The following is a 25,789-nucleotide window of genomic DNA, read 5'->3' on the forward strand; positions in this document are numbered from 1 at the left end:
GAAACATGTCCAAGCACACGCTCTCCGTCCTGGTGGAGAACACGCCCGGCATCCTCGCCCGGATCGCCGCCCTGTTCTCCCGCCGCGGCTTCAACATCGACTCGCTCGCCGTCGGTGTCACCGAGCATCCCGACATCTCCCGCATCACCATCGTGGTCAATGTCGAGGACCTGCCGCTGGAGCAGGTGACCAAGCAGCTCAACAAGCTGGTCAACGTCCTGAAGATCGTCGAACTGGAGCCCAGCGCCGCGATCCAGCGCGAGCTCGTTCTGGTGAAGGTCCGCGCCGACAACGAGACCCGCTCCCAGATCGTCGAGATCGTCCAGCTGTTCCGCGCCAAGACCGTGGACGTCTCGCCCGAGGCGGTCACGATCGAGGCAACAGGTTCGAGTGACAAGCTCGACGCGATGCTGAAGATGCTGGAGCAGTTCGGCATCAAGGAGCTCGTCCAGTCCGGCACGATCGCCATAGGGCGTGGCGCGCGGTCCATCACGGACCGCAGCCTCCGGGCCCTGGACCGTTCCGCGTAGCGAGACCCCTCAACTTCCACATCCCTCCCCGCCGTACGGTGGGACGCAACATCAGCACACCAAGGAGAAACCCAGTGGCCGAGCTGTTCTACGACGACGACGCCGACCTGTCCATCATCCAGGGCCGCAAGGTCGCGGTGATCGGTTACGGCAGCCAGGGCCACGCCCACGCGCTGTCGCTCCGTGACTCGGGTGTCGACGTCCGCGTCGGTCTGCACGAGGGCTCCAAGTCCAAGGCGAAGGCCGAGGAGCAGGGCCTGCGCGTGGTCACGCCGGCGGAGGCCGCCGCCGAGGCCGACCTGATCATGGTCCTGATCCCGGACCCGATCCAGGCCCAGGTCTACGAGGAGTCCATCAAGGACAACCTGAAGGACGGCGACGCGCTGTTCTTCGCCCACGGCTTCAACGTCCGCTTCGGCTTCATCAAGGTCCCGGCCGGCGTCGACGTCGCCCTCGTCGCCCCCAAGGGCCCGGGCCACCTGGTCCGCCGTCAGTACGAGGAGGGCCGCGGCGTTCCGGCGATCGCCGCCGTCGAGCAGGACGCCACCGGCAACGCGTTCGCGCTGGCCCTCTCGTACGCGAAGGCCATCGGCGGCACCCGCGCGGGTGTCATCAAGACGACCTTCACCGAGGAGACCGAGACCGACCTGTTCGGCGAGCAGGCCGTGCTGTGCGGCGGCACCTCGGCGCTGGTCAAGGCGGGCTTCGAGACCCTGGTCGAGGCCGGCTACCAGCCGGAGATCGCGTACTTCGAGTGCCTCCACGAGCTGAAGCTGATCGTGGACCTGATGTACGAGGGCGGCCTGGAGAAGATGCGCTGGTCGGTCTCCGAGACCGCCGAGTGGGGCGACTACGTCACCGGCCCGCGGATCATCACCGACGCCACCAAGGCCGAGATGAAGAAGGTCCTCGCCGAGATCCAGGACGGCACGTTCGCCAAGAACTGGATGGACGAGTACCACGGCGGCCTGAAGAAGTACAACGAGTACAAGACGCAGGACTCCGAGCACCTGCTCGAGACCACCGGCAAGGAGCTGCGCAAGCTCATGAGCTGGGTGGACAACGAGGAGGCGTAAGCCTCATGGCGGCGGGCCCGGACAGGCGTCCGGGCCCGCCCGTCTTCGTAGACGGTTCATTGGACTGACTGTCCAACCACGGATGGGTGATCCTTCCGCCGCGGCGGAAAGGATGTCACTCACCACCACTACACTTCTCAACACATACGCGTCAGGCCCACAGCGTCGTGCGTCTTCCACGCGGCAAGCCCCCTCCACCGCATGCGGCCGTCGGGACGGCCGTCCGCACTGGACTTGTGAGGACCCACGTGAGCTCGAAACCCGTCGTATTGATCGCTGAAGAGCTGTCGCCCGCCACTGTCGACGCGCTCGGCCCCGACTTCGAGATCCGGCACTGCAACGGCGCCGACCGAGCCGAACTGCTGCCCGCCATCGTGGACGTCGACGCCATCCTGGTGCGCTCCGCCACCAAGGTCGACGCCGAGGCGATCGCCGCGGCCACCAAGCTCAAGGTCGTCGCCCGCGCGGGCGTGGGCCTGGACAATGTCGACGTCTCCGCCGCCACCAAGGCCGGTGTGATGGTCGTCAACGCGCCGACGTCCAACATCGTCACCGCCGCCGAGCTGGCCTGCGGTCTGCTGGTCGCCACCGCGCGCAACATCCCGCAGGCCAACACCGCCCTCAAGAACGGCGAGTGGAAGCGGAGCAAGTACACGGGCGTCGAGCTCAGCGAGAAGACCCTCGGCGTCGTCGGCCTCGGCCGCATCGGCGTCCTGGTCGCGCAGCGCATGTCGGCCTTCGGCATGAAGATCGTCGCGTACGACCCCTACGTGCAGCCGGCGCGCGCCGCGCAGATGGGCGTCAAGCTCCTCACGCTGGACGAGCTGCTGGAGGTCTCCGACTTCATCACCGTCCACCTGCCGAAGACCCCCGAGACGCTCGGTCTGATCGGCAACGAGGCGCTGCACAAGGTCAAGCCGACCGTCCGCATCGTCAACGCCGCGCGCGGCGGCATCGTCGACGAGGAGGCGCTGTACTCGGCGCTCAAGGAGGGCCGGGTCGCGGGCGCGGGCCTCGACGTGTACGCGAAGGAGCCCTGCACGGACTCCCCGCTGTTCGAGCTCGACCAGGTCGTCTGCACCCCGCACCTGGGCGCGTCCACGGACGAGGCGCAGGAGAAGGCCGGTATCGCGGTCGCCCGTTCGGTGCGCCTCGCCCTCGCCGGTGAGCTGGTCCCGGACGCGGTCAACGTCCAGGGCGGTGTCATCGCCGAGGACGTCAAGCCGGGCCTGCCGCTCGCCGAGCGCCTCGGCCGGATCTTCACCGCGCTGGCGGGCGAGGTCGCGGTCCGGCTCGACGTCGAGGTGTACGGCGAGATCACCCAGCACGACGTCAAGGTGCTGGAACTGTCCGCGCTGAAGGGCGTGTTCGAGGACGTCGTCGACGAGACGGTGTCGTATGTGAACGCGCCGCTGTTCGCGCAGGAGCGTGGCGTCGAGGTCCGGCTGACGACGTCGAGCGAGTCCCCCGACCACCGCAATGTGGTCACCGTGCGCGGCACGCTCTCGGGCGGCGAGGAGGTCGCGGTCTCCGGCACGCTGGCCGGCCCCAAGCACCTCCAGAAGATCGTCGCCGTCGGCGACTACGACGTGGACCTGGCGCTCGCCGACCACATGGTCGTCCTGCGGTACGAGGACCGTCCGGGCGTCGTCGGCACCGTCGGCCGCATCCTCGGCGAGGCGGGCCTGAACATCGCGGGCATGCAGGTCGCCCGCGCGGCGGAGGGCGGCGAGGCGCTCGCGGTCCTCACCGTCGACGACACGGTCCCGCAGCACGTGCTGACGGAGGTCGCGGACGAGATCGGCGCGACGTCGGCCCGCTCGGTGAACCTGACCTGACGGCCACCGCTTCGGCGGCACAGCCACGCACGCACGCACCCGGCTCGCGGAGCTTTCCGCGGGTCGGGTGCGTTGCTGTTTGTGCCGGTGTGGTCCGGATGGCCCGTATCTCCGCCGTTCCGTTGATCGTTGAGGGGGTGGACGTGCTTTGTGTGCACGGCCGAAGCCCAGACATCATCACCGCAGGGAAAGGCCTTGGCGTGAGCAACAGCGACAAGCGGCAGCAGTTCGACCGGATCGACACGGACGGGGATGGTTACATCACCGCGGAGGAGCTGAGGGAGTCGCTGGACGGCGACGGCCGCGTCAGCGAGGAGCACGTCGCCACGATCGTCCGGATGGCGGACGAGGACGGCGACCGCCGTATCGACTTCGACGAGTACGCGAAGTTCGTCCGCTAGGGCGGCGTTCGGTCAGAGCCGGTGCGCCTTGAGCGCCATGTGGAGCAGGAGCCGGTCCTCGCCGTCGTCCAGGTCGAGGCCGGTCAGCTGTTCCACGCGGGAGAGGCGGTAGTAGAGCGTCTGCCGGTGGATGCCGAGGGCCGCCGCCGTGCGGCCCGCCTGGCCCGCGCAGTCGAGGAACACCTCGGCCGTGCGGGCCAGTTCCGTGTGCGCGGGTGCGAGCAGGGCGCGGACCGCCTGGTCGTGGGGCGGGACCGGGGGGAGCGCGGTCAGCAGACGGTACGGTCCGATCGACGCCCACTGGGCCAGTGGCCCGAGCCGGGGCTGGGCCATGGCCGCGCGGGCGGCGGCCGTCGCCTCCCGCCACGCCTCCCCGAGGTCGCCCAGCCCCCGCCGCGGGTCGGCCACCCCCACGACGACGCCGGGCTCCGCGTCGGCACGCGGCACCGCGCCTCGTCCGGCTCCCGCGCCTCGTCCGGCTCCCGCGCCTCGTCCGGCTCCCGCGCCTCGGTGGGACGCGGCGCTGCGGTGGGCCTCGGTGTCCCCGCTGGGCCCGGCGCCGGTACGCCGGGCGCTCCCCGCCCCGGCCCAGCCGCCCGGGCCCTCCGCGCCCCGCCCGGCCGGGGCGTCCGGGGTACGCCCGGCGGCGGCTGAGGCCCCGGCGCCTCCCGTGGCCAGGTTGGCCGCGGCGTTCCCGGTTCTCCCGGTGCGCCCGGCCGTCCCGGCGTCCCGGGTGGGTCCGGCTTCCGGGGGCTCCGTGGGCAGGCTGGGGCCCGCGTTCCCGGTGAGCCCGGTGCCGCCCGCGCCGGGCCGGCCACCTGGGGCCGCCGCCGCGTCCCGGGCGGCGCCAACGCCCTCGGTGGGTGCGGCGTCTCCGGTACGCCCGGGGGCTCTGGCGCCCCGGGTGTCCCGGGCGGGGGTGGCGTCCCCGGCGCCCCCGGTGCCCGTGGGTCCCGGAGATCCCGCGCTCCCGCGGGCTGCCCACGCGGCTGTGGGCGGGACATCCGCCGGCGTGCCGGCCGCCGCGTCGCGGAGGCGGGAGGCGGCCGTGAGGGCGGGGCTCAGGGAGTCGGCCGAGCGGAGGCGGATCAGGGCGGCCAGCCCGTACGCGCCAAGACCGTACGCGCCAAGACCGTACGCGCCAAGACCGTACGCGCCGGTACCGTACGCGCCGGTACCGGCCGGGCCCGCGCCAGGCGCCCCGGCCGTGCCGTTCGCGCCCCGTTCCGGGCCCTCCCGTCCCGGCCACGGCACCGTGCACAGGGCCGCCGCGCCCGGGGCCGTGCGCATCGAGGGGGTTTCGGCACCCGGCCAGGGGGCGACGCACACCAGGGCGTGCAGGCCGTCCGCGTCGCGGCCCAGTGCCGTCCGCAGCGCGGCCAGCGCCATGTCGTACTGCCAGCCCCGCTCGGCCGTCAGGACGCCCCGCAGCTCGCGCGAGAGGTCCGCGTCCGCCCGCTCCTCGTCCGCGAGCAGCGCGCCGATCCGCGACGCCACCTCCATGGCCGCCGTCAGCCGGCCGGGCGAAGGTCCCGGGTCGGCGTCGAGCAGCCACACGTACCCGAGCACGACGCCCCGGTGGCGTACCGGAAGGCAGATCCGGTCCCGGTAGACGCCCGCGTCCGGAGCGGCCGGGATACGGACCGGCCCGGTCGCCCGTGCGATGCCGAAGCCCTCGAACCAGGCGCGCACCGCGGGCGTGGACTTCCGCGTGAGGATGGAGCGCGTACGGACGGGGTCCATCGCCGTGTCGTCGTCGCTGTCGTGGGCGCCGAAGGCGATCAGCCCGAAGTCGCGGTTCTCCAGCGTCGCGGGGGCGCCCAGCAGCGCCGAGATCTCGTCGACCAGGTCCTGGTAATCGCCCTTCACCCGGACATTCTGCCACCGGTCGGACCGAGCTTCATACAGCTGTATGAGATGTGCGGCACGGATGCGTGACAGCTGTCGATGGCCCAGCATCGGAGCGATCCTTAGGTTTCACGGTGGTTCTCCGTGCCGTTCCGGATCTGTTCCGTAATGGCCCCCTTCAATCCGTGTTCCGTGGAGGTGCCCCGTGCTGGGTCCCGTGATCCTTGCCGCGTCGCGCAGTGACAAGATGCGCCGTTTTGTCTCTGCCGCTCCGGGCACCAAGCAGGTCGTCGGCCGGTTCATCGCCGGTGAGACGGTCGACCAGGTCATTCCGGTCGTCCAGGAGACGATCGCCAAGGGCCTGGAGGTCACCCTGGACGTGGTCGGCGAGGACATCACCACCCGCGATCAGGCCTACGCCGCCCGCGACGCCTACATGGAGCTGATCGAGCACCTGGAGGACCTGGGCCTGGGCGCCAAGGCGGAGATGTCGGTGAAGCTGTCGATGTTCGGCCAGTCCCTGGAGGGCGGGCACGAGCTGGCGCTCACCAACGTCCGCCACGTCGTCGAGGCCGCCGCCTCCATCGGCACCACGGTCACGCTCGACGCGGAGGACCACACCACCCTCGACTCGATGTTCGCCATCCACGAGGAGCTGCGGAAGGACTTCCCGCAGACCGGCTGCGTCATCCAGGCGTACCTCTTCCGCACCGAGGAGGACGCCCGCCGCCTCGCCGCGAACGGCAGCCGCGTCCGGATCGTGAAGGGGGCCTACAAGGAGCCCGCCTCCGTCGCGTACCAGGACAAGCACGAGATCGACAAGGCGTACGTCCGGATCCTGAAGATCCTGATGGAGGGCGAGGGCTACCCGATGATCGGGTCGCACGACCCACGTCTCATCGCCATCAGCCAGGAGCTCGCGCGCCGCGCCGGGCGCAAACTGGACGAGTACGAGTTCCAGATGCTGTACGGGATCCGCAGCGACGAGCACGTGCGGCTCGCCGCCGAGGGGCACCGGATGCGCGTCTACACCGCGTACGGAACCGACTGGTACGGGTACTTCATGCGCCGTCTCGCGGAGAAGCCGGCCAACCTGCTGTTCTTCGTCCGCTCGATGATCACCAAGAACTAAGAGGAGTTACGGAACTCATGGACGCTGTGACCCAGGTCCCCGCTCCGGTCAACGAGCCGGTCCACACCTACGCCCCCGGCTCGGCGGAGCGCACCCGCCTCGAGGCCAAGCTCAAGGAGCTGGCCGAGAACCCCATCGACCTCCCGATGACCATCGGTGGCGTCAAGCGGATGGGCGGCGGTGAGCGCGTGAACGTCGTGCAGCCGCACAACCACCAGAAGATCATCGGCACCTTCGCCGGCGCCACGCAGCAGGACGCGCAGGACGCGATCGACGCGGCCCTCGCCGCCGCCCCGGCCTGGCGCGCCATGTCCTTCGACGACCGCGCCGCGATCATCCTCCGTGCCGCCGAGCTGCTGGCCGGCCCGTGGCGGGAGACCATGGCCGCCTCGACCATGCTCGGCCAGTCCAAGACCGTTCAGCAGGCCGAGATCGACACGCCGTGCGAGCTCGTCGACTTCTGGCGCTTCAACGTCAAGTACGCCCGTGACCTGCTCGCCGAGCAGCCGCCGGCCAACGCCCCGGGGGTGTGGAACCGCCTCGACCACCGCCCGCTGGAGGGCTTCGTCTACGCGATCACCCCCTTCAACTTCACCGCCATCGCGGGCAACCTCCCCACCGCCCCCGCCCTCATGGGCAACGTGGTGGTCTGGAAGCCGTCCCCGACGCAGACCCACGCCGCCGTGCTGCTCATGGAGCTGCTGGAGGAGGCCGGCCTGCCCAAGGGCGTGATCAACCTGGTGACGGGCGACGGCATCGCCGTCTCCGAGGTGGCCCTGCACCACCCGGAGCTCGCGGGCATCCACTTCACCGGCTCGACCAAGACCTTCCAGCACCTGTGGAAGACGGTCGGCACCAACATCGAGAAGTACCGCGGCTACCCGCGCATCGTCGGAGAGACCGGCGGCAAGGACTTCGTCGTCGCGCACCCGAGCGCCGACCGTGCCGTGCTGAAGACCGCGCTGACCCGCGGTGCCTTCGAGTACCAGGGCCAGAAGTGCTCGGCGACCTCGCGCGCGTACATCCCGGCCTCGATCTGGAACTCCGGCTTCAAGGAGGAGTTCGCCACCGAGGTCGACGGCATCAAGATGGGTGACGTCACCGACCTGACGAACTTCATCGGCGCCGTCATCGACGAGCGGGCCTTCGCCAAGAACAAGGCCGCCATCGACCGCGCCAAGGCCGACCCGACCTGCATGATCGTCGCGGGCGGCACGTACGACGACTCGGTCGGCTACTTCGTCCGCCCGACCGTCGTCGAGTGCACCGACCCCGCCAACGAGGTCTTCACGACCGAGTACTTCGGCCCGTTCCTCGCGGTGCACGTCTACGAGGACGACCAGTACGACGCGATGCTGGAGCAGATGGAGTCGGTGTCGGCGTACGCGCTGACCGGCTCGGTCATCGCGAACGACCGCGCGGCGGCCGCGTACACGATGCAGAAGCTGCGGTACGCCGCGGGCAACTTCTACATCAACGACAAGTCGACCGGCGCCGTCGTCGGCCAGCAGCCCTTCGGCGGTGGCCGCGCCTCCGGTACCAACGACAAGGCGGGCGCCCCGCAGAACCTGATGCGCTGGACGCTGACCCGCGCCATCAAGGAGACGCTGGTCCCGCCGACGGACTACACCTACCCGCACATGGGCTGACGTCCGTCCGCCGTCCCGTGAGCACCGCCCCCGTCCCGGCCCCACGCCGGACGGGGGCGGTCTTGTGTCCACGCGACGCGGCGGTCAGGCCGGCGCCTTGACGGTCGCGCCCGTCCGGGCCGCCTTCCGTACGACGCGGCGGCGGGTCGGCAGGCCGAAGGTCGGGTGGGCGACGCCCCAGGCCGCGCCCTTGCAGACCATTTCCTTGTAGACGGCGGCGAGCCGGCCGGTCAGAGCCGCGTCGACAGCTCGGTCGTCGGCGGTGACGTACTGGATCAGGCCTTCCTTGCGGCCCAGTGAGATGCACTGGTTGAAGTAGCGGACCGGTACGTTCGGGAGCTTCCCGCCGGTCAGGCGCGCCGCGATGGCGTCGGCGGCCTGCCAGGCGGTGGGGCCGCCCGAGGCGCACGACATGCGCAGCGGCTTGTCGCCGGGGCCCATGACCATGGCCGCGTCGCCAACGGCGTACACGTCCGGATGCGAGACCGAGCGCATGGTCCCGTCGACGACGATGAGGCCCGTGCCGGTGACCTCCAGGGCGGTGGCCCGCGCGATCGGGTGGACCGCGAAGCCGGTGGTCCACACGGTGACAGCGGCCGGGACGGCCGTGCCGTCGGCGGTGGTGACGCGGTCGGCCGCGACGCCGGTGACGGCGGCGTGCTCGTGCACGGTGATACCGAGCGTGCCGAAGACCTTGCGCAGGTGCCCGCGGCCCTTGCCGGAGAGCCAGTCGCCGAGGCCGCCGCGGGTGAGGAGGGCGACGGCGAGGTCCGGGCGGGCCTCGGCGATCTCGGTCGCGGCCTCCAGGCCGGTGAGGCCGCCGCCGACGACGACCACGGGCTGCCCGGCGTCCAGGCCGGCCAGACGCTCGCGCAGCCGAAGCGCTCCGGGCCGGCTCGCGATCTCGTGGGCGTGCTCGGCGGTGCCGGGGACGCCCTGGTCGTTCCAGCCGCTGCCGAGGGCGTACACGAGGGTGTCGTACTCCAGTTCCCCGGCGCCGCCGTTCGCGTCGGTGACGGCGACGGTCCTGCGGTCGACGTCGACGCCGGTGACCCTCGCGAGCCTCAGCTCGACGCCGGTGCCCGCGAACATCTCGCCGAAGGGCCGGGGCCTCAGGTCCTGGCCGACCGCGAGCTGGTGCAGCCGGACGCGCTCGACGAAGTCGGGCTCGTCGTTGACGAGGGTGATGGCGACGTCGTCACGGTGCAGCCGCTTGGCGAGACGGCCGGCCGCGAAGGCTCCGGTGTATCCGGCGCCGAGGACGATGATGCGGTGCTGCATGTTCCTGCTCCTGTCTGCTCGCGGTTTCGCCCCTTGAACCGGGCAGCGCGCCGTTTCCTGACAGGAACGCGGTGTAAAGCACCTCACACCGCGCTCAGAAGGCGTGGAACAGGGGTTCTCCATGGTCGGCGGATGACCACACCTCGGTCGCGCGCCGGAGCTTGTCGGGGTTGACCTGATTGCGGAACGCGGCGATGCCCTCGGCGGTGACCTCCAGGCACATGATGCCGATGACCCGGCCGTCGAGGACCGCCACAATGGCGGGTCCGCCGTTGGCGGTCGTGATGTGGATCCCGGGCGAGCCGCCGGCCAGGGCGCGCTTGGACCGTGCGGGTTTGAACAGGCCCCGCATGAACCTCGCGACGGCGAGGGCGCCCTCGAACGGCTTGGCGCGGGCCGGGACCTTCCCGCCGCCGTCACCGACCGAGACGGCGTCGGCGGTGAGCAGCCGTACGAGCGGTTCGGTCTTCCCGCTGGTGGCGGCCGCCAGGAACTCCTCGACGATCCGCCGGGCGGCGGCCTCGTCGATCTCCGTGCGGGCCTTGCCGTCCGTGAGGTGCTTCTTGGCGCGGTGGAAGATCTGCTGGGCGGCGGCCTCGGTGATGCCGAGGATTTCGGCGATCTCCCGGTGCGGGTAGTCGAAGGCCTCCCGCAGCACGTACACCGCCCGCTCGCTGGCTGACAGCCGCTCCATGAGGGTGAGGACGGCGTACGAAACCGACTCGCGCTGCTCGGCGGTGTCGGCCGGGCCGAGCATCGGGTCCCTGTCGAGCAGCGGCTCGGGGAGCCACTGGCCCACATAGGTCTCGCGCCGCGCGCGGGCCGAAGCGAGGTGGTTGAGGCACAGGTTGGTGAGCACCTTCGTCAGCCACGCTTCGGGGACCTCGATGCGCTCGACGTCGGCGCCCTGCCAGCGCAGGAACGTTTCCTGCACGGCGTCCTCGGCCTCGCTCGCGGAGCCGAGGAGGCGATAGGCGATGGCCTCCAGACGGGGCCTCGCGGCCTCGAACCGGTCCACGTCCTTCATGGTCAGCGGCATGGCCCGGATCCTAGCCGGGCAACGCAAGAGGCTCCCGGGGGCCGTACCGTACGGAACGGCGCTTCGTGTGCGCAGCGGGCTTCCGGTGACCGGCCCAACGCCGGGGCCATGGCGGCGCGTTGGCCTGCAGCTCCGCCCGGGGCGCGAGGGCGCCCACCACGCGCCGGCGCCGGGCTCCGGCCCGCGCCCGCGCGGCGTGGGTGAACAGCCGTCAGTTTGGCGGCGCGCGGGGCGGTTACCCGCACACCATGGCTGACACGACGAACAAGACGACGACGGCAACGAAGGACCGGGCGCGCGGCGCTGCCAAGGACGCGTCGCGCACCGCCGCGCAGTCCGCGCGCGGCGGCAAGGAGGCACTCGCCGGGATCGGCGGTGCGACCACCGAAAAGGCCAGGTCCGCGGCGAGGACGGTCCAGTCGGCCGTCAGCACGGCGGCCGGGCAGACCGTCGGCAAGGCGGGCGTGGCCTGGACGCTGGTGAAGGCCAGGAAGGCCATTGCCGCCGGTGCGGGCGCGAGCGTGGTGACCGTGGTGGCCTCCTCGTACGCCCTCGGCCGCCGCGCCGGACTGCGCCAACGCGGCCCCCTCTCCCGCCTCACCGGCGGCCGCCTCTGAGCCCCGGCGGCGCCGGGGGCCCGCCCCGACCACCCCCGGCGGCCACCGAGCTCCGCTCGGCCGGCCGACGCGGCCCTGTTGGCCAACGGCCCCGGGGCCAAGGGCAGCCACCACGGCCCGGGCGTGGCCAACCACGGCCCGGGTGGCCGAAGGCGGCCACGGGCGGCCAACGGCGGCTCCGCGAGCCGTGGGTGGCAGCTGCGGGCAGTCGGGGTGCCCAAATGATGGCTTCGGCCGGCCGACGCGGCTCTGGTGGTCAACGGCCCCGGGGCCAAGGGTGGCGAGCATGGCCCGGCGTGGCCGACGACGCAGGGCGGTTCGGGGTGGCCAACGGCGGACCCGGGTACCCGTGGGCGTCCAACACGCCTGGAGTTGCCAAGGCCGGTCGGCGCACGGCATGTGCCGACCGGCCGCGGTGGCTCCGGGAGCCGATACGGCCACGGCGTGGCCCACGGGGTAACACAGCGCCGGGCAGCGGGCGGCCGAGACCGGCACGGCCCGCGTGGAGCCGAGCGCGATGGCTGGTTCGGGGCTGTGGGTGGGGTTGGCGTCTGCGTTCTGGGAGGTGGGGCTGGGAGAGTGGGCGGCATGACCGACTCCTTGCGCACGGCCCACACCTACGAGCTGGCCCCCGCCGCCCTCGCCGCGATACGGGCCATGCTGAACGCCGCCTTCGACGGGGACTTCACCGACCAGGACTGGGACCACGGCCTCGGTGGCGTCCACGCGTACGTGGAGGACGAGCACGGCATCGCCGCCCACGGCAGCGTGATCATGCGCCGGGTGGCGCACGCGAGGCGCTCGTACCGTGTCGGGTACGTGGAGGCGGTCGCCGTCCGCGCCGACCGGCGCCGCCAGGGGCTGGGCGGCCGGGTGATGGCGGCGCTGGAGGAGGTCGTCGACGGGGCGTACGCGTTCGGCGCCCTGTCCGCGTCCGACGACGGCGCCGAGCTGTACCGGGCGCGCGGCTGGCAGCTGTGGAACGGCCGCATCGAGGCGTACGGCCCGGACGGCGTCGTACACCTGCCGGACGAGGAGGACTCGACGTACCTGCGCCCGGCGGCCGGCCGGCCCCTGCCCGCCGCCGACGCGGGGGCGCTGCTCTTCGACTGGCGCGAGGGCGACGTCCTGTAGACCTCTGGAGTTCCGGTGGAGTCCCCGTCTCAGATAGTAGGAAGTCCGAGTAATTGTGGAGACAGACGCTCCGCCACCGCTTAGCTTTGTAGGAGCCGAACGTCTCGCTCCATCAAGCGAACGGCGGACGAGAGCGCTGTGCCCCCGGCAGGCAACCCCTGCGGCCGTGCTCCCCGCCCCTTCCGGCGCCTCGAATCAGTTCTGATCTCAAGGAGTCGATCGTCATGGCCGCTGAGACCGTCGTTCGCCGCGTCCGCCACACCGCCCCCCGCCGCACCGACAGCGACACCGAGCGCCGCAACGCGGCCGCCGCGCTGCAGCGGGCCCTCGACCGGCGGGACAATGGCGGGGCCACGGGCCACTGACACACCGGGTCGCTGACACGCAGGGCCACTGACACACCGCCTGACACGTACGTCCACATTCTGGAACGTTCATGTCAGGCAATGGGACGGGGAGTAGGGTGCGGACATGTCTCGCAGCATCAATCTCGCAGTGGTTCCCGGTGACGGCATCGGCCAGGAGGTCGTGGCCCAGGGCCTGAAGGTCCTTCGCTCCGTCCTCCGTGAGGATGTGAAGCTGGAGACCAAGGAGTACGACCTCGGCGCCCAGCGCTGGCACCGCACCGGGGAGACCCTCCCCGACGCGGAGCTGGAGTCCCTCAAGACGCACGACGCCATCCTGCTCGGCGCGATCGGCGATCCGTCCGTCCCCTCCGGCGTCCTGGAGCGCGGGCTGCTGCTCAAGCTGCGCTTCGCTTTCGACCACTACGTCAACCTGCGTCCGTCGAAGCTCTTCCCCAACACCGCGACCCCGCTGGCCGGCCGCCCCGACATCGACTTCGTCGTCGTCCGCGAGGGCACCGAGGGCCCGTACACCGGCAACGGCGGATCGCTCCGTACGGGAACGGAGCACGAGGTCGCCACCGAGGTCAGCGTCAACACGGCGTACGGCGTCGAGCGTGTCGTCCGTGACGCGTACGAGCGGGCCAGCGCCCGCCCGCGCAAGAAGCTGACGCTGGTCCACAAGAACAACGTCCTGGTCTACGCCGGCCACATGTGGAAGAAGATCTTCGACAAGGTCGGCCAGGAATACCCCGAGGTCACCACCGACTACCTGCACGTCGACGCCGCGACGATCTTCTTCGTCACGCAGCCCGAGCGCTTCGACGTCATCGTCACCGACAACCTCTTCGGTGACATCCTGACCGACCTCGCCGCTGCCGTGACCGGCGGCATCGGCCTGGCCGCGTCCGGCAACATCAACCCGACGGGCGAGTTCCCGTCGATGTTCGAGCCCGTCCACGGCTCCGCGCCCGACATCGCGGGCCAGGGCAAGGCCGACCCCACCGCGACGATCCTGTCCGTCGCGCTGCTCCTGCGTCACCTCGGGTACGAGGCCGAGGCCGTCCGTATCGAGGAGGCGGTCGCCGCCGACCTGGCGGAACGGGACGGCTCGACGCCGCGGACGACGGACGAGATCGGCGACGCGCTCGCGGTACGCGTAGCGAGCTGACCCGCCGACTGAAGATCATCAGACACAGCCGCCGGGTCGCACACGCACCCGGCGGCTTCTCCTGTGCGGCCCCGGGTGCCACCATCAACCCTGGACCGCACTCCAGCCGTTTCATTGCACGGCCTCACGCGCGCGATAATCGAACGCGGGGCCGCGGCATGCGGGAAAGCTCGGACGTCCTAGCAGGTGTAGCGGCGTGAGCGCGGTCCGTCACACACAACGGTGTAAGGACACAGCACTCATGACGACGACGCCCACGATCGAGCTCAAGCCCTCCTCGAACCCGCTGTCCGACGCGGAGCGCGAGGCGATTCTGGCCAACCCCGGTTTCGGCCGCCACTTCACCGACCACATGGTGACGATCAAGTGGACGGAAGGGCGCGGCTGGCACGACGCCGAGCTCACGCCGTACGCGCCGCTCTCGATCGACCCGGCGAACATGACCCTGCACTACGCGCAGGAGATCTTCGAGGGCCTGAAGGCCTACCGCCGCCCCGACGGCTCGATCTCGCTCTTCCGGCCGGAGGCCAACGCCGAGCGGTTCCAGATCTCGGCCAAGCGCCTGGCCATGCCGGAGATGCCGGTCGACATGTTCGTCGCCGCGTGCGACGCGCTGGTCCAGCAGGACCAGGCGTGGGTGCCGCCGCACGGTGGTGAGGAGTCGCTGTACCTCCGCCCGTTCATGATCGCCAACGAGGTCGGCCTGGGTGTCCGCCCGGCCAACGAGTACCTGTTCATCGTCATCGCCTCGCCGGCCGGCGCGTACTTCCCGGGCGGCGTGAAGCCCGTCTCGATCTGGCTCTCAGAGGACCGCGTCCGCGCGGTCCCCGGCGGCATCGGCTTCGCCAAGACCGGCGGCAACTACGCGGCCTCCCTGCTCGCCCAGGCCGAGGCGGCGGCGAAGGGCTGCGACCAGGTCGCCTACCTCGACGCGGTCGAGCACAAGTGGGTCGAGGAGCTCGGCGGCATGAACCTGTACTTCGTGTACGGCAACCGCATCGTCACCCCCGAGCTCACCGGCTCCCTCCTCGCCGGCATCACCCGCGACTCGCTCCTCCAGCTCGCCCGTGACCTCGGGTACGAGGCGGAGGAGGGCCGCGTCTCCATCGACCAGTGGAAGCGCGACACCGAGAACGGCACCCTCACCGAGGTCTTCGCCTGCGGTACGGCGGCCGTGATCACCCCGGTCGGCACGGTCAAGTCGGCGAGCGGCGAGTGGACCCAGTCGGGCGGGCAGCCGGGCGAGGTCACCCTGCGGCTCCGCAAGACGCTGCTGGACATCCAGACCGGCGCGGCGGCCGACCCCCACGGCTGGACGCACCAGGTCTCCTGACGCGTACGCGGCACCTGGCCGGGGGCTCCGCACCGCGGGCGGGCCCCGGCCAGGTGCCGTAAGGGGCGCCGGGGTCCGGGGGCGAAGCCGCCTGATGTACGAAGCGCCCGCGCCCCCCGCTCGAGGGCGCGGGCGCTCCGCGGTGCGCCGCGCGTCAGGGCGCGGCGGTCTCGGGTTCGGGCACCGGGAGGGTGCCCGGGGCCTTGGAGGTGGCCGTCAGGGCCGCGTACGCCAGTCCACCGACCAGGCCCGAGAGGATGAAGCTGCAGTCGACGCCGGCCGTCAGCGGCAGCAGCGGGCCCTCGTACAGGGGCGTCGAGACGGCCGAGAGGCCCACCGCCGCGCCCAGCGCCCAGGACACCGTGGCGCGGGGCTCCCAGCCGGCGCGGAACCAGTAGATCCCGCCCTTGGCGCGCCGGTTGTAGACCTGGAGCGCCTCCGGGTCGTACACCCCGCCGCACCGGGCGTGGCCCATCAGCGTGATGACCGCCCACGGCGTGCCGATCGCGGTCAGCAGCAGCACGAACGAGGTCATCGCCGACTGGGCGTCCCACGCGAAGTGGCCCACGAAGACGAACACCGTCGCCACGGCGGCGACCACCAGCGTGGCCCTGGCACGCGTCGCGCGCGGCACGATCGCGTCCAGGTCGAGGCCCATCGAGTAGAGCATCAGCCCCGCGTTGCCGACCGACCCGGCACTCGCCGCCACCAGCAGCGGCAGCAGGTACCAGGGCGCCGCCGTCTCGACCAGCGGCCCCGCGTAGTCCAGCCCCGCCCGCGCGGCCAGCGCCGTGAACGTACCGAACAGCTGCGGCACCAGCAGGCCCAGGAACAGGCCCAGGCACGTCGCCCGCCACACCGTGCGCGGGCTGTACCGCTCCGGCGAGACGTACCGCGTGTAGTCGCCGAGCAGCGTGATGAAGGCGATCGGCCCGCTCAGCCCCGCCGCCACGGCGGACAGCAGCCACGTCGGCCAGAAGGAGCCCAGCAGGTACGGGGTGTCCGGCGGCGGCGCGGTCGTGAAGTCGCCCGCGTACGCGAGGACGCCGAGCAGCAGGAGCACGGTCATGCCGACCGCCAGGTACCGGCTGATCCGCAGCAGCAGCCGGTAGCCGTGCACGGCGGCCACGACCGTACAGCCGGCGAGCAGCACGTACACGAGGGTGTGCGCCACGGGTCCGGTCGGTACGTCGAAGAGCCGGGACAGTGTGCCCAGCATCACGTCGCCGCCGATCCACAGCGTCAGCGCGGTGTAGCCGAGGGACAGCAGCAGACCCACGACCGAGCCGACAAGCCTGCCGCGTACGCCGAAGAAGGCGCCGCTCGACGTCGACAGGTTCGTCGCCGTGCGCAGCGAGACCAGCGCGAGCGGGGCGGTGACGGCGACGCCGACGACCGTGCCGACCACCACGGAGGTGACCGCCGGCCACAGGCCGAGCCCGAAGGACACCGGCAGCCAGCCGAAGACGATCACGCCCAGGCACAGGTTCGAGCCCAGCAGGATCGAGATGAGGTCGCGCGGCCCGCTGGTGCGTTCCGCCTCCGGGATGGTGTCGACTCCGCGCTGTTCAATCGGCATGGGCGCTCTCCCTTGCTCTGCTCGTCGACGTGCGGGGATATTTAGAGTGACGCTCAATGTGACTCATGCCCAGCGCCCACGTCAATGGTTCCATCCCTGGAATCTTGTGGTTAGAGTGTTGCTCAAACAGGAGGTGTGGTGACGTGCGACTGACCCCCACGGAACGCGACCGGCTGCTGATCTTCGGCGCCGCCGAGCTCGCCCGGGCCCGCCGGGCCCGTGGTCTGAAGCTCAATGTCCCCGAGGCGACCGCCCTCATCGCGGACACCGTCTGCGAGGCGGCCCGCGACGGGCGACGGCTCGCCGAGGCGATCGAGCAGGCCCGCTCGGTGCTCGGCCCCGACGACGTCCTGCCGGGCGTCGCGGACGTCGTGACCGAGGTCCACGTGGAGGCCGTCTTCGACGACGGCTCCCGGCTCGCCGTGGTCAGCGACCCCATCGGTGGCGGCAGTCAGGAGAGCGACGCGCCGGGCGCGCTGCTGCCGGGGCCGGAGCACTCCGACCCGGAGCCCGTGGTCCGGCTGAGCGTCACCAACACCGCGAGCGTGCCGGTCTCCGTCACCTCGCACTACCACTTCTTCGAGGCCAACCCGCGGCTCGACTTCGACCGCGCCCGGGCCTACGGCATGCGGCTCGCCGTCCCCGCGGGATCGTCCGTGCGCTTCGGGCCGGGCGAGAGCGACGAGGTCGGGCTGGTGCCGATCGGCGGCGACCGGATCGCGATCGGCTTCGCCGGTCTGGTCGACGGGCCGCTGGACGCGCCGGGTGCCCGCGAGGAGGCACTGCGCCGCGCCGCCGCCTGCGGCTACCTCGGCGTACCGGAAACGACTGAGCAGGAGGCCGACCGATGAGCCGCCCCGGAGGCCACCCCGCCGAAGCGCGCCGCCTCACCCCGTACGAGTACGCCGCCACCCACGGCCCCCGCGCCGGCGACCGCGTCCGCCTCGGCGACTCGGGCCTCACGGTCCGGGTCGAGTCGGACGCCCAGAAGCCCGGCGACGAGTTCCTCGCCGGCTTCGGCAAGACCGCCCGCGACGGACTGCACCTCAAGGCCGCCGCCGTCCGCGAGACCTGCGACGTCGTGATCAGCAACGTCCTGGTCATCGACGCCGTCCAGGGCATCCGCAAGGTGTCCATCGGCATCCGCGAGGGCCGCATCCACGCGATCGGCCGGGCCGGCAACCCCGACACCCTCGACGGTGTCGACGTCGTCGTCGGCACGGGGACCAGCATCGTCTCCGGCGAGGGCCTCATCGCCACGGCCGGCGCCGTGGACACCCACGTACACCTCCTCTCCCCGCGCATCATGGAGGCCTCCCTCGCCTCCGGTGTCACCACCATCATCGGACAGGAGTTCGGTCCCGTCTGGGGTGTTGGCGTCAACTCGCCATGGGCGCTGCGCCACGCCTTCAACGCCTTCGACGCCTGGCCCGTCAACATCGGCTTCCTCGGCCGCGGCTCCTCCTCCCACGACGCCCCGCTGATCGAGGCGCTCGCCGAGGGCGGTGCCTCCGGCTTCAAGGTCCACGAGGACATGGGCGCCCACACCCGCGCGCTCGACACCGCGCTGCGCGTCGCCGAGGAGTACGACGTCCAGGTCGCCCTCCACAGCGACGGCCTCAACGAGTGCCTGTCCGTCGAGGACACCCTCAAGGTGCTGGAGGGCCGGACGATCCACGCCTTCCACATCGAGGGCTGCGGCGGCGGCCACGTCCCCAACGTCCTGAAGATGGCGGGCGTCCCCAACGTCATCGGCTCGTCCACCAACCCCACCCTCCCCTTCGGGCGGGACGCGGTAGCCGAGCACTACGGAATGATCGTCTCCGTACACGACCTGAAGACCGACCTGCCCGGCGACGCGGCCATGGCCCGCGACCGGATCCGGGAAGGCACGATGGGCGCGGAGGACGTCCTGCACGACCTCGGCGCGATCGGGATCACGTCGTCGGACGCGCAGGGCATGGGAAGGGCCGGCGAGACCGTACGCCGGACCTTCGCCATGGCCGGGAAGATGAAGGCCGAGCTGGGCCCGCTGGAAGGCGACGGGGACGGCGACGACAACGCGCGCGTCCTGCGCTACATGGCCAAGCTGACCATCAACCCGGCGATCGCCCACGGCCTCGCGCACGAGGTCGGCTCGATCGAGGTCGGCAAGCTCGCCGACATCGTGCTGTGGCGGCCGGAGTTCTTCGGCGCCAAGCCGCAGCTCGTGCTGAAGTCGGGCTTCCCCGCGTACGGGGTCGTGGGCGACCCGAACGCCGCCACCGACACCTGCGAACCGCTGGTCCTCGGGCCGCAGTTCGGGGCGTTCGGGGCGACGGCCGCCGACATCTCGGTGGCGTTCGTCTCCGGCGCCGCCGCGCAGGCGGGCAACGACCTGATGCCCACCCGCCGCCGCCGGGTCGCCGTACGCGGCACGCGCGGCATCGGCCCCGGCGACCTGCTGCTCAACTCCCGTATCGGCGAGGTCGCGGTCGACGGCCGCACCGGGCTCGTCACCCTCGACGGCGATCCGGTCCGCTCGGACCCGGCCGAATCCGTCTCCCTCAACCGCCTCTACTTCCTGTAAAGACTTCCGGTAAAGGACTACGCCATGTTCCGCATGCCCGCCGAGTGGGCCCCCCACGAGCGCACCTGGATGGCCTGGCCGGGGCCGAACCCGACCTTCACCAACGACGACGAGCTGCGCGAGGCCCGCGAGGCATGGGCGTCGGTCGCCCGCGCCGTACGCCGCTTCGAGCCGGTGACCGTGGTCCACGCACCCGGCGACGAGGCGTCCGCCCGTGAGCTGCTCGGCCCGGACATCGACCTGGTCGAGCGCGACCTGGACGACGCGTGGATGCGCGACATCGGCCCCACCTTCGTCACCGACGGCCAGGACCTGGCCGCCGTGGACTGGGTGTTCAACGGCTGGGGCGCGGCGGACTGGGCGCGCTGGGAGCACGACTCGAAGATCGCCCGCCATGTCGCGGACATCGCCGGCGTCCCCGTACACAGCAGCCCGCTCGTCAACGAGGGCGGCGCCATCCACGTCGACGGCGAGGGTACGGTCCTGCTGACCGACACCGTCCAGCTCGGCCCCGAGCGGAACCCCGAGTGGACGCGCGAGCAGGTCGAGGCGGAGATCCACGCCAAGCTCGGTACGACCAAGGCGATCTGGCTGCCCCGCGGCCTGACCGGCGACTACGGCATGTACGGCACGCGCGGCCACGTCGACATCGTCGCCGCCTTCGCCCGCCCGGGTGTCGTCGTCGTCCACACCCAGCCGGACCCGGCCCACCCGGACCACGAGCTGTGCAAGGCCAACGTCGAGCTGTTGCGCAAGCAGACCGACGCCAAGGGCCGCCGGCTGGAGGTCGTCGAGGTCCCGGCCCCGACGGTCCTCCAGGAGGACGGGGAGTGGGTCGACTACTCCTACATCAACCACTACATCTGCAACGGCGGTGTGGTGCTGTGCGCCTTCGACGACCCGCGTGACGAGATCGCCGCGGGCATCTTCCGCCGCCTCTTCCCGGACCGTACGGTCACGCTGGTCGACGCGCGGACGATCTTCGCGGGCGGCGGCGGCATCCACTGCATCACCCAGCAGCAGCCCAAGGTCTGACGCCGGGGGCTGGGACGATCGGGTACAACGTACGAGTGAACGAACCCCGTACGACACCGGCCGCACGGCGGCGCAACAGCGCGCCGCCCCGGGAGGAGCTGCTCGCCGCCGCCATGGCGACCATCGCCGAGCGCGGGCTCGACGGGCTCACCATGGCGGGGCTCGGCCGTGAGGTCGGGATGAGCAGCGGGCACCTCCTCTACTACTTCCGCACCAAGGACGAGCTGCTGCTCCAGACCCTGGAGTGGAGCGAGGGCCGCCTCGGCGCCGAGCGCAGCGCACTGCTGTCGCGCCCGGCGCCGGTGCGGGAGCGGCTCGGCGCGTACGTCGACCTGTACGTGCCCGACGGCCCGCGCGACCCGCACTGGACGCTCTGGCTGGAGGTCTGGAACCGCTCGCAGAACGCCGACGCCGACGCCCGCGCCCGCCAGGCCGCCATCGAGGGCGCCTGGCACCGCGACCTGGTCGCCCTCCTCGCCGAGGGGATATCCCGCGGCGAACTGCGCACCGTCGACCCCGACCGGTACGCGGCCCGCCTGCGCGCCCTCCTCGACGGCTTCAGCGTCCACGTGGCCGTGGGCATCCCCGGCACGGGCCGCGCGGCGGTGCTCACCCACGTACAGGAGTTCATCGAGGAAACGCTGGTGCCCTGACGCCGTCCAGCCAGGGGGTGGGACGGGCGGGGCCAGCCGGACTACCGGCCCGCACCCGTACGCTCACCCCGGCGGCGTCACCGCCACGCGGCCGCTCACCCGCGGTCGGGGCGTACCCGCGGCTGGGGCGTACCCGCTGTCGGGGCGCACCCGCTGTCGCGGCGCACCGCCCGGCCCGGGGGCGACCGCATCGTGAGACTCGGGTCCAGCGGCGGTCCCATCTGTGGCAGACTGCGACCGTGCTTGCTACCGCCATGATTATGGGCAGCAGCGCGCCGGTCCGCAGTGACCACTGAATCGCGGCAGAACCCCCGCGGCAGTGGACACCGTGTCTCAGACCCGCGCGCAGACCTCTCGCACCCGCGAGGGGTCTTTTCGTTTTCCGGCCCCACCCCGGCCGGGGACGGCGGCGCGCGAGAATGGGGGCAGGTGGATCCAGGGAGTCCGGAGCCACATCCGACAGGAGCCAACACAGTCATGACCACGGAGACCGACAGTCTTCATACCGTCGCCGCCGGTGCCACCGCCGTCGACGACAGCTTCCACGTCTTCGACACGACGCTGCGCGACGGGGCCCAGCGTGAGGGCATCAACCTCACCGTCGCCGACAAGCTGACCATCGCCCGGCACCTGGACGACTTCGGCGTCGGCTTCATCGAGGGCGGCTGGCCCGGCGCCAACCCGCGTGACACCGAGTTCTTCGCCCGCGCCAAGAACGAGATCCGCTTCAAGCACGCCCAGCTCGTCGCCTTCGGCGCGACCCGCCGGGCCGGCGCCACCGCCGCCGAGGACCCGCAGGTCAAGGCGCTGCTCGACTCCGGCGCGCCCGTCGTCACGCTGGTCGCCAAGTCGCACGACCGGCACGTCGAGCTGGCGCTGCGCACCACGCTGGACGAGAACATCGCGATGGTCCGCGACACCGTCACCCACCTGCGCGAGCAGGGCCGGCGGGTCTTCGTCGACTGCGAGCACTTCTTCGACGGCTACCGGGCCAACCCGGAGTACGCCAAGGCCGTCGTCCGCGCCGCCCATGAGGCCGGTGCCGACGTGGTCATCCTGTGCGACACCAACGGCGGCATGCTCCCCGCCCAGGTCCACGCCGTGGTCTCCACCGTCCTCGCCGACACCGGCGCCCGCCTCGGCATCCACGCCCAGGACGACACCGGCTGCGCCGTCGCCAACACCCTCGCCGCCGTCGACGCGGGCGCCACCCACGTCCAGTGCACCGCCAACGGCTACGGCGAGCGCGTCGGCAACGCCAACCTCTTCCCGGTCGTCGCCGCCCTGGAACTGAAGTACGGCAAGAAGGTGCTCCCGGAGGGGGCCCTGAAGGAGATGACGCGCATCTCCCACGCGATCGCCGAGGTGGTCAACCTGACGCCCTCCACCCATCAGCCGTACGTGGGTGTCTCCGCGTTCGCCCACAAGGCGGGCCTGCACGCCTCCGCGATCAAGGTCGACCCGGACCTGTACCAGCACATCGACCCCGAGCGCGTCGGCAACACCATGCGGATGCTCGTCTCCGACATGGCCGGCCGCGCCTCCATCGAGCTCAAGGGCAAGGAGCTCGGCGTCGACCTCGGCGGCGACCGCGCCCTCGTGGCCCGGGTCGTGGAGCGCGTCAAGGAGCGGGAGCTCAAGGGGTACACGTACGAGGCCGCCGACGCCTCCTTCGAGCTCCTCCTCCGCGCCGAGGTCGAAGGCCGCGCCCGCCGCTACTTCCGCACCGAGTCGTGGCGCGCGATCGTCGAGGACCGCCCGGACGGCACCCACGCCAACGAGGCGACCGTCAAGCTGTGGGCCAAGGGCGAGCGGATCGTCGCCACCGCCGAGGGCAACGGCCCGGTCAACGCCCTCGACCTCGCCATGCGCGCGGGCCTGGAGCGGATCTACCCGCAGCTCGCCAAGCTGGAGCTGGTGGACTACAAGGTCCGCATCCTGGAGGGCAAGCACGGCACCCAGTCCACCACCCGCGTCCTGATCACCACCTCCGACGGCGAGGGCGAGTGGTCGACGGTCGGCGTCGGCGAGAACGTCATCGCCGCCTCCTGGCAGTCCCTGGAGGACGCGTACACGTACGGGCTGCTGCGGGCGGGCGTCGATCCCGCCGAGTAATAAGCCGACGTGTATGTCCTCTTTACCCCCTTTTGGGGTAGCTTCGATGGTATGAGGACCAGGCCGTTCACCCTTCTGTCGGCCCTGTCCGCCTTGGCGGGGCTGGCGCTGATGCTGCTCCTGGCCCTGGCCCCCGGTGCGGGGGCCAGGGCCACGGGGCTCCAGGACGCCGCCGAGGCTCTGAAGCAGGGGCCGGTGTACGTCCACCCCGGGGCCGCCGACCAGTTGCCGAAGGCCGAGGCCGAGGCGTTGGCGGACAAGATCAAGGACGCCGACAAGCCGGTCTTCGTCGCGGTCCTGCCCGCCACGGCGGAGTTCCCGCAGCAGGGTCTGCTGCAGAACCTCCGTACCCAGACCGGCATCACCGGTCTGTACGGCGTACGCCTCGGCGACGACTTCGCCGCGGGCGCCGACCGTGCCGTGATGTCCAACCAGACCGTGCGGAACATCGCGGACGCCGTCCGCCAGCCCGGCGTGGACGCCACCACCGAGCTGAACAACTTCGTCGACCAGGCCCTGCCACAGGTGCGCGGCGACGCGCCCAGCACCTGGTCCGGAGTCCCCGGTGACCGCGCCCCGGTCGCCGGACTGATCACCATCGGTGCCCTGGCCGCCGCGGGCGGCGCGACCGCCCTCACCGTCGTGCGCCGCAACCGGCGCCGGCGGGAGGAGCAGGAGCAGGAAGCCCTGGAGAGGCTGCGGGTCGTCGTCGACGAGGACATCACCGCGTACGGCGAGGAACTGGACCGGCTCGACTTCCACCCCGCCGAGAAGGGCGCCGACGACGCCATGCGCGCCGACTACGAGCGTGCCCTCGACTCGTACGACAAAGCCAAGTCCCTGATGGGCCAGGCCAGGCACCCCCATGATGTACGGGCGGTGACCGAGGCCATCGAGGACGGCCGTTACGCCCTGGCCGTCCTGTCCGCCCGCCGCGAGGGCCGCCCGCTTCCCGAGCGGCGGGCACCTTGCTTCTTCGACCCGCGCCACGGCCCGGCCGCCACCGAGGTGGAATGGGCCCCGGCCGGTGGCGCGGTGCGCGAGGTGCCGGTCTGCGCGGCGGACGCCGCACGGCTCGCGGAGGGCGAGGACCCGATGACCCGGACGGTCGACACCCCGTACGGCCGCCGTCCCTACTGGGAGGCGGGACCGGCGTACGGCCCGTGGGTCGGCGGGTACTTCGGCGGCGGCATCCTGCCCGGCCTGCTGATGGGCACCATGCTCGGCTCGATGCTCTCCACCCCGGCGTACGCGGCGGAGTACGGCGGCGCCGGGTACGAGGGCGGCGACTTCTCCGGCGGCGACTTCAACGGCTCGGACTTCGGCGGCGGCGGAGACTTCGGGGGCGGCGACTTCGGCGGCGGAGGGTTCGGCGGCGGCGACTTCGGCGGCGGGTTCTGACCGTGCCGGACGACCCCGGCGACGAGCTGGCGGACGTCGTCGCGGAGTGGGCGGCCGCCCTCGCCTCGAACGACCCGGCCCGCATCGCCGCGTACCTGGCCGACGACTGGGCCCTCGTGTCAGGGGCGGGCGTCACGACCCGCGAGCACGTCCTGGCGCTGGTCGCGTCGGGCGAGCTGACGTACTCGGCGATGGAGCCGGTGGGTGAGCTACGCATCCGGATCCACGGGGACACTGCGCTCTTCACCGGACGGGTCACGAACACCGACTGCGACACCTGGCGGACGGACGTGTTCCTGCGGCGCGACGGGCGCTGGCGGTGCGCCCTCAGTCATGTCACGCCGGCGTCACCCGACTGACAAGCGCGCTCCCGATGGCCGGATGCTACGGCACCCCTCCCCAGTGCTGGACATCAGCCGGGCGGTAGCGGAAAGTGACGCTCCGGAACTCACCGTCACTTCGTGGAGGAAGCCGTATGGCGAGCAGTCGTACCGCGAACGTCTTTTTCAGCCTGCGAGTCCCCGTCGAACTGGTGGACGCCCTGGTCGACCTCCAGGGCACCTGCTCCGACCGGGTCGAGCCGCAGCAGCGCGACCACATCCACATCACCCTGGGCTTCATGCACGACGCCGACGCCGGGCGGCTGGCGGACGCCGCCGCGATGCTCAGCGGACGCACGTGGCCCACGCCGGCCATCGCGCTCACCGGCGAGGTGCGGCACGGGAGCTGGAAGCTGAGCAAGGACCCGGCGTACCGCCACGACGAGGACGTCATCCAGCGGCAGGAGCAGGTACGGCTCGGGGTGGAGCACACCCCCGAACTGGCCGAGATCCAGACGGAGATCACCCGGGGTCTGGGGATCGAGGAGGACGGGTTCTGGCCCCATGTGACCCTCGGCCTGGCGCGGCAGGACTTCCCCACCGCCGAGGCGAAGGGCATGACGCTCCCGTCGATCAAGGAGCCCGCGCCGAGCGTGGACCTCCAGCAGGAGATGTCCGTCACCGACTTCAGGGTCCTCGTCCGCCGGGAACTGGCCTGACCCGC

The 25,789-nt window shown here is 71.7% G+C and carries 22 protein-coding genes and 2 pseudogenes; 19 read left to right on the forward strand and 5 right to left on the reverse strand.

Annotated elements, in window-relative coordinates; all coding sequences use genetic code 11:
* Positions 1-5: 5 nt before the first annotated feature.
* From ilvN to BKD26_RS32610, 4 genes are all read left to right on the forward strand, one after another.
* On the forward strand, positions 6-530 hold the full coding sequence (gene ilvN, locus BKD26_RS32595) for an acetolactate synthase small subunit (protein WP_019889675.1): 525 nt from the start codon (positions 6-8) through the stop codon (positions 528-530).
* A 74-nt stretch (positions 531-604) separates the two neighbouring features.
* Positions 605-1,606 (forward strand): ketol-acid reductoisomerase, encoded by a 1,002-nt coding sequence (gene ilvC, locus BKD26_RS32600; RefSeq protein ID WP_084905738.1) that lies wholly within the window; start codon positions 605-607, stop codon positions 1,604-1,606.
* A 248-nt stretch (positions 1,607-1,854) separates the two neighbouring features.
* Complete coding sequence (gene serA, locus BKD26_RS32605; RefSeq protein ID WP_084905740.1) at positions 1,855-3,444, forward strand: phosphoglycerate dehydrogenase; 1,590 nt, start codon at positions 1,855-1,857, stop codon at positions 3,442-3,444.
* A gap of 200 nt (positions 3,445-3,644) precedes the next feature.
* The gene (locus BKD26_RS32610) at positions 3,645-3,845 is read left to right on the forward strand and encodes an EF-hand domain-containing protein (RefSeq protein WP_073754512.1); all 201 of its coding nucleotides are present in this window, start codon (positions 3,645-3,647) and stop codon (positions 3,843-3,845) included.
* Positions 3,846-3,857: 12 nt separating this feature from the next.
* Here the strand turns inward: BKD26_RS32610 and BKD26_RS42135 are convergent.
* Both BKD26_RS42135 and BKD26_RS39490 read right to left on the reverse strand, forming a co-directional pair.
* Positions 3,858-4,256: pseudogene (locus BKD26_RS42135) on the reverse strand (helix-turn-helix domain-containing protein); the annotation flags it as partial.
* Positions 4,257-4,865: 609 nt separating this feature from the next.
* Positions 4,866-5,714: pseudogene (locus BKD26_RS39490) on the reverse strand (PucR family transcriptional regulator); the annotation flags it as partial.
* Between the two features lie 184 nt (positions 5,715-5,898).
* Between BKD26_RS39490 and BKD26_RS32620 the strand changes: the two are divergent.
* Both BKD26_RS32620 and pruA read left to right on the forward strand, forming a co-directional pair.
* Positions 5,899-6,825, forward strand: coding sequence for a proline dehydrogenase family protein (locus tag BKD26_RS32620; protein ID WP_084905746.1), 927 nt, complete (start codon positions 5,899-5,901; stop codon positions 6,823-6,825).
* A gap of 17 nt (positions 6,826-6,842) precedes the next feature.
* Positions 6,843-8,474 (forward strand): L-glutamate gamma-semialdehyde dehydrogenase, encoded by a 1,632-nt coding sequence (gene pruA, locus BKD26_RS32625; protein WP_084905748.1) that lies wholly within the window; start codon positions 6,843-6,845, stop codon positions 8,472-8,474.
* An 84-nt stretch (positions 8,475-8,558) separates the two neighbouring features.
* On the opposite strand, the gene BKD26_RS32630 is transcribed toward pruA, so the two are convergent.
* Both BKD26_RS32630 and BKD26_RS32635 read right to left on the reverse strand, forming a co-directional pair.
* The gene (locus BKD26_RS32630) at positions 8,559-9,755 is read right to left on the reverse strand and encodes an FAD-dependent oxidoreductase (RefSeq protein ID WP_084905750.1); all 1,197 of its coding nucleotides are present in this window, start codon (positions 9,753-9,755) and stop codon (positions 8,559-8,561) included.
* Between the two features lie 94 nt (positions 9,756-9,849).
* A complete protein-coding gene (locus tag BKD26_RS32635) occupies positions 9,850-10,794 on the reverse strand; it encodes an RNA polymerase sigma-70 factor (RefSeq protein WP_084905751.1) in 945 nt (314 codons plus the stop codon).
* 248 nt (positions 10,795-11,042) lie between these two features.
* On the opposite strand from BKD26_RS32635, the gene BKD26_RS32640 reads away from it, so the two are divergent.
* The 5 genes from BKD26_RS32640 to BKD26_RS32655 all read left to right on the forward strand — a co-directional run bounded on the left by BKD26_RS32640 (position 11,043) and on the right by BKD26_RS32655 (position 15,393).
* Positions 11,043-11,411: a hypothetical protein gene (locus BKD26_RS32640; RefSeq protein ID WP_073754517.1), complete on the forward strand. Its 369-nt coding sequence runs from the start codon at positions 11,043-11,045 to the stop codon at positions 11,409-11,411.
* Between the two features lie 588 nt (positions 11,412-11,999).
* Entirely contained in the window at positions 12,000-12,545 is a 546-nt protein-coding gene (locus tag BKD26_RS32645) for a GNAT family N-acetyltransferase (protein ID WP_084905807.1), read from the forward strand.
* A 224-nt stretch (positions 12,546-12,769) separates the two neighbouring features.
* Positions 12,770-12,910 carry a hypothetical protein gene (locus BKD26_RS40655; RefSeq protein WP_179166789.1) on the forward strand — a complete coding sequence of 47 codons (141 nt, stop codon included), beginning with the start codon at positions 12,770-12,772 and terminating at the stop codon, positions 12,908-12,910.
* Positions 12,911-13,016: 106 nt separating this feature from the next.
* Positions 13,017-14,060, forward strand: a complete 1,044-nt coding sequence (locus BKD26_RS32650) for a 3-isopropylmalate dehydrogenase (RefSeq protein WP_084905753.1) — start codon at positions 13,017-13,019, stop codon at positions 14,058-14,060.
* 241 nt (positions 14,061-14,301) lie between these two features.
* The gene (locus BKD26_RS32655; RefSeq protein ID WP_084905755.1) at positions 14,302-15,393 is read left to right on the forward strand and encodes a branched-chain amino acid aminotransferase; all 1,092 of its coding nucleotides are present in this window, start codon (positions 14,302-14,304) and stop codon (positions 15,391-15,393) included.
* A 154-nt stretch (positions 15,394-15,547) separates the two neighbouring features.
* Here the strand turns inward: BKD26_RS32655 and BKD26_RS32660 are convergent, their stop codons facing one another.
* Positions 15,548-16,972: a cytosine permease gene (locus BKD26_RS32660; RefSeq protein ID WP_084905757.1), complete on the reverse strand. Its 1,425-nt coding sequence runs from the start codon at positions 16,970-16,972 to the stop codon at positions 15,548-15,550.
* Between the two features lie 143 nt (positions 16,973-17,115).
* Here BKD26_RS32660 and ureA point away from each other — a divergent pair, with 143 nt between their 5' ends.
* The 8 genes from ureA (at position 17,116) to BKD26_RS32705 (ending at position 25,784) form a co-directional block, all read left to right on the forward strand.
* Entirely contained in the window at positions 17,116-17,823 is a 708-nt protein-coding gene (gene ureA, locus BKD26_RS32665) for an urease subunit gamma (protein WP_084905759.1), read from the forward strand.
* The gene (locus BKD26_RS32670) at positions 17,820-19,541 is read left to right on the forward strand and encodes an urease subunit alpha (RefSeq protein ID WP_084905761.1); all 1,722 of its coding nucleotides are present in this window, start codon (positions 17,820-17,822) and stop codon (positions 19,539-19,541) included. The genes ureA and BKD26_RS32670 overlap by 4 nt, the downstream gene beginning before the upstream one ends.
* A 24-nt stretch (positions 19,542-19,565) precedes the next feature.
* Positions 19,566-20,576: an agmatine deiminase family protein gene (locus BKD26_RS32675; RefSeq protein WP_084905763.1), complete on the forward strand. Its 1,011-nt coding sequence runs from the start codon at positions 19,566-19,568 to the stop codon at positions 20,574-20,576.
* A gap of 98 nt (positions 20,577-20,674) precedes the next feature.
* Positions 20,675-21,229 (forward strand): TetR/AcrR family transcriptional regulator, encoded by a 555-nt coding sequence (locus tag BKD26_RS32680; protein WP_084905809.1) that lies wholly within the window; start codon positions 20,675-20,677, stop codon positions 21,227-21,229.
* Positions 21,230-21,706: 477 nt separating this feature from the next.
* The gene (gene cimA / locus BKD26_RS32690; RefSeq protein ID WP_084905767.1) at positions 21,707-23,344 is read left to right on the forward strand and encodes a citramalate synthase; all 1,638 of its coding nucleotides are present in this window, start codon (positions 21,707-21,709) and stop codon (positions 23,342-23,344) included.
* A 51-nt stretch (positions 23,345-23,395) separates the two neighbouring features.
* Positions 23,396-24,745 carry a hypothetical protein gene (locus BKD26_RS41735; RefSeq protein ID WP_084905769.1) on the forward strand — a complete coding sequence of 450 codons (1,350 nt, stop codon included), beginning with the start codon at positions 23,396-23,398 and terminating at the stop codon, positions 24,743-24,745.
* Positions 24,746-24,747: 2 nt separating this feature from the next.
* Positions 24,748-25,104, forward strand: a complete 357-nt coding sequence (locus BKD26_RS41740; RefSeq protein ID WP_084905771.1) for a nuclear transport factor 2 family protein — start codon at positions 24,748-24,750, stop codon at positions 25,102-25,104.
* 116 nt (positions 25,105-25,220) lie between these two features.
* Positions 25,221-25,784 (forward strand): hypothetical protein, encoded by a 564-nt coding sequence (locus tag BKD26_RS32705; RefSeq protein ID WP_084905773.1) that lies wholly within the window; start codon positions 25,221-25,223, stop codon positions 25,782-25,784.
* Positions 25,785-25,789: the final 5 nt, after the last annotated feature.

Source organism: Streptomyces sp. CB03238 (genome assembly GCF_002099185.1).
In the GTDB taxonomy this organism is placed as follows: domain Bacteria; phylum Actinomycetota; class Actinomycetes; order Streptomycetales; family Streptomycetaceae; genus Streptomyces.

Excerpts from the sequence above, each read along its gene's own strand:
- ilvN (WP_019889675.1), top strand. The coding sequence starts at position 6 with ATGTCCAAGCACACGCTCTCCGTCCTGGTGGAGAACACGCCCGGCATC.
- pruA (WP_084905748.1), top strand. The coding sequence starts at position 6,843 with ATGGACGCTGTGACCCAGGTCCCCGCTCCGGTCAACGAGCCGGTCCAC.
- BKD26_RS32630 (WP_084905750.1), bottom strand. The coding sequence starts at position 9,755 with ATGCAGCACCGCATCATCGTCCTCGGCGCCGGATACACCGGAGCCTTC.
- BKD26_RS32635 (WP_084905751.1), bottom strand. The coding sequence starts at position 10,794 with ATGCCGCTGACCATGAAGGACGTGGACCGGTTCGAGGCCGCGAGGCCC.
- BKD26_RS32640 (WP_073754517.1), top strand. The coding sequence starts at position 11,043 with ATGGCTGACACGACGAACAAGACGACGACGGCAACGAAGGACCGGGCG.
- BKD26_RS32645 (WP_084905807.1), top strand. The coding sequence starts at position 12,000 with ATGACCGACTCCTTGCGCACGGCCCACACCTACGAGCTGGCCCCCGCC.
- BKD26_RS40655 (WP_179166789.1), top strand. The coding sequence starts at position 12,770 with ATGGCCGCTGAGACCGTCGTTCGCCGCGTCCGCCACACCGCCCCCCGC.
- BKD26_RS32650 (WP_084905753.1), top strand. The coding sequence starts at position 13,017 with ATGTCTCGCAGCATCAATCTCGCAGTGGTTCCCGGTGACGGCATCGGC.
- BKD26_RS32655 (WP_084905755.1), top strand. The coding sequence starts at position 14,302 with ATGACGACGACGCCCACGATCGAGCTCAAGCCCTCCTCGAACCCGCTG.
- BKD26_RS32660 (WP_084905757.1), bottom strand. The coding sequence starts at position 16,972 with ATGCCGATTGAACAGCGCGGAGTCGACACCATCCCGGAGGCGGAACGC.
- BKD26_RS32670 (WP_084905761.1), top strand. The coding sequence starts at position 17,820 with ATGAGCCGCCCCGGAGGCCACCCCGCCGAAGCGCGCCGCCTCACCCCG.
- BKD26_RS32675 (WP_084905763.1), top strand. The coding sequence starts at position 19,566 with ATGTTCCGCATGCCCGCCGAGTGGGCCCCCCACGAGCGCACCTGGATG.
- cimA (WP_084905767.1), top strand. The coding sequence starts at position 21,707 with ATGACCACGGAGACCGACAGTCTTCATACCGTCGCCGCCGGTGCCACC.
- BKD26_RS41735 (WP_084905769.1), top strand. The coding sequence starts at position 23,396 with ATGAGGACCAGGCCGTTCACCCTTCTGTCGGCCCTGTCCGCCTTGGCG.
- BKD26_RS32705 (WP_084905773.1), top strand. The coding sequence starts at position 25,221 with ATGGCGAGCAGTCGTACCGCGAACGTCTTTTTCAGCCTGCGAGTCCCC.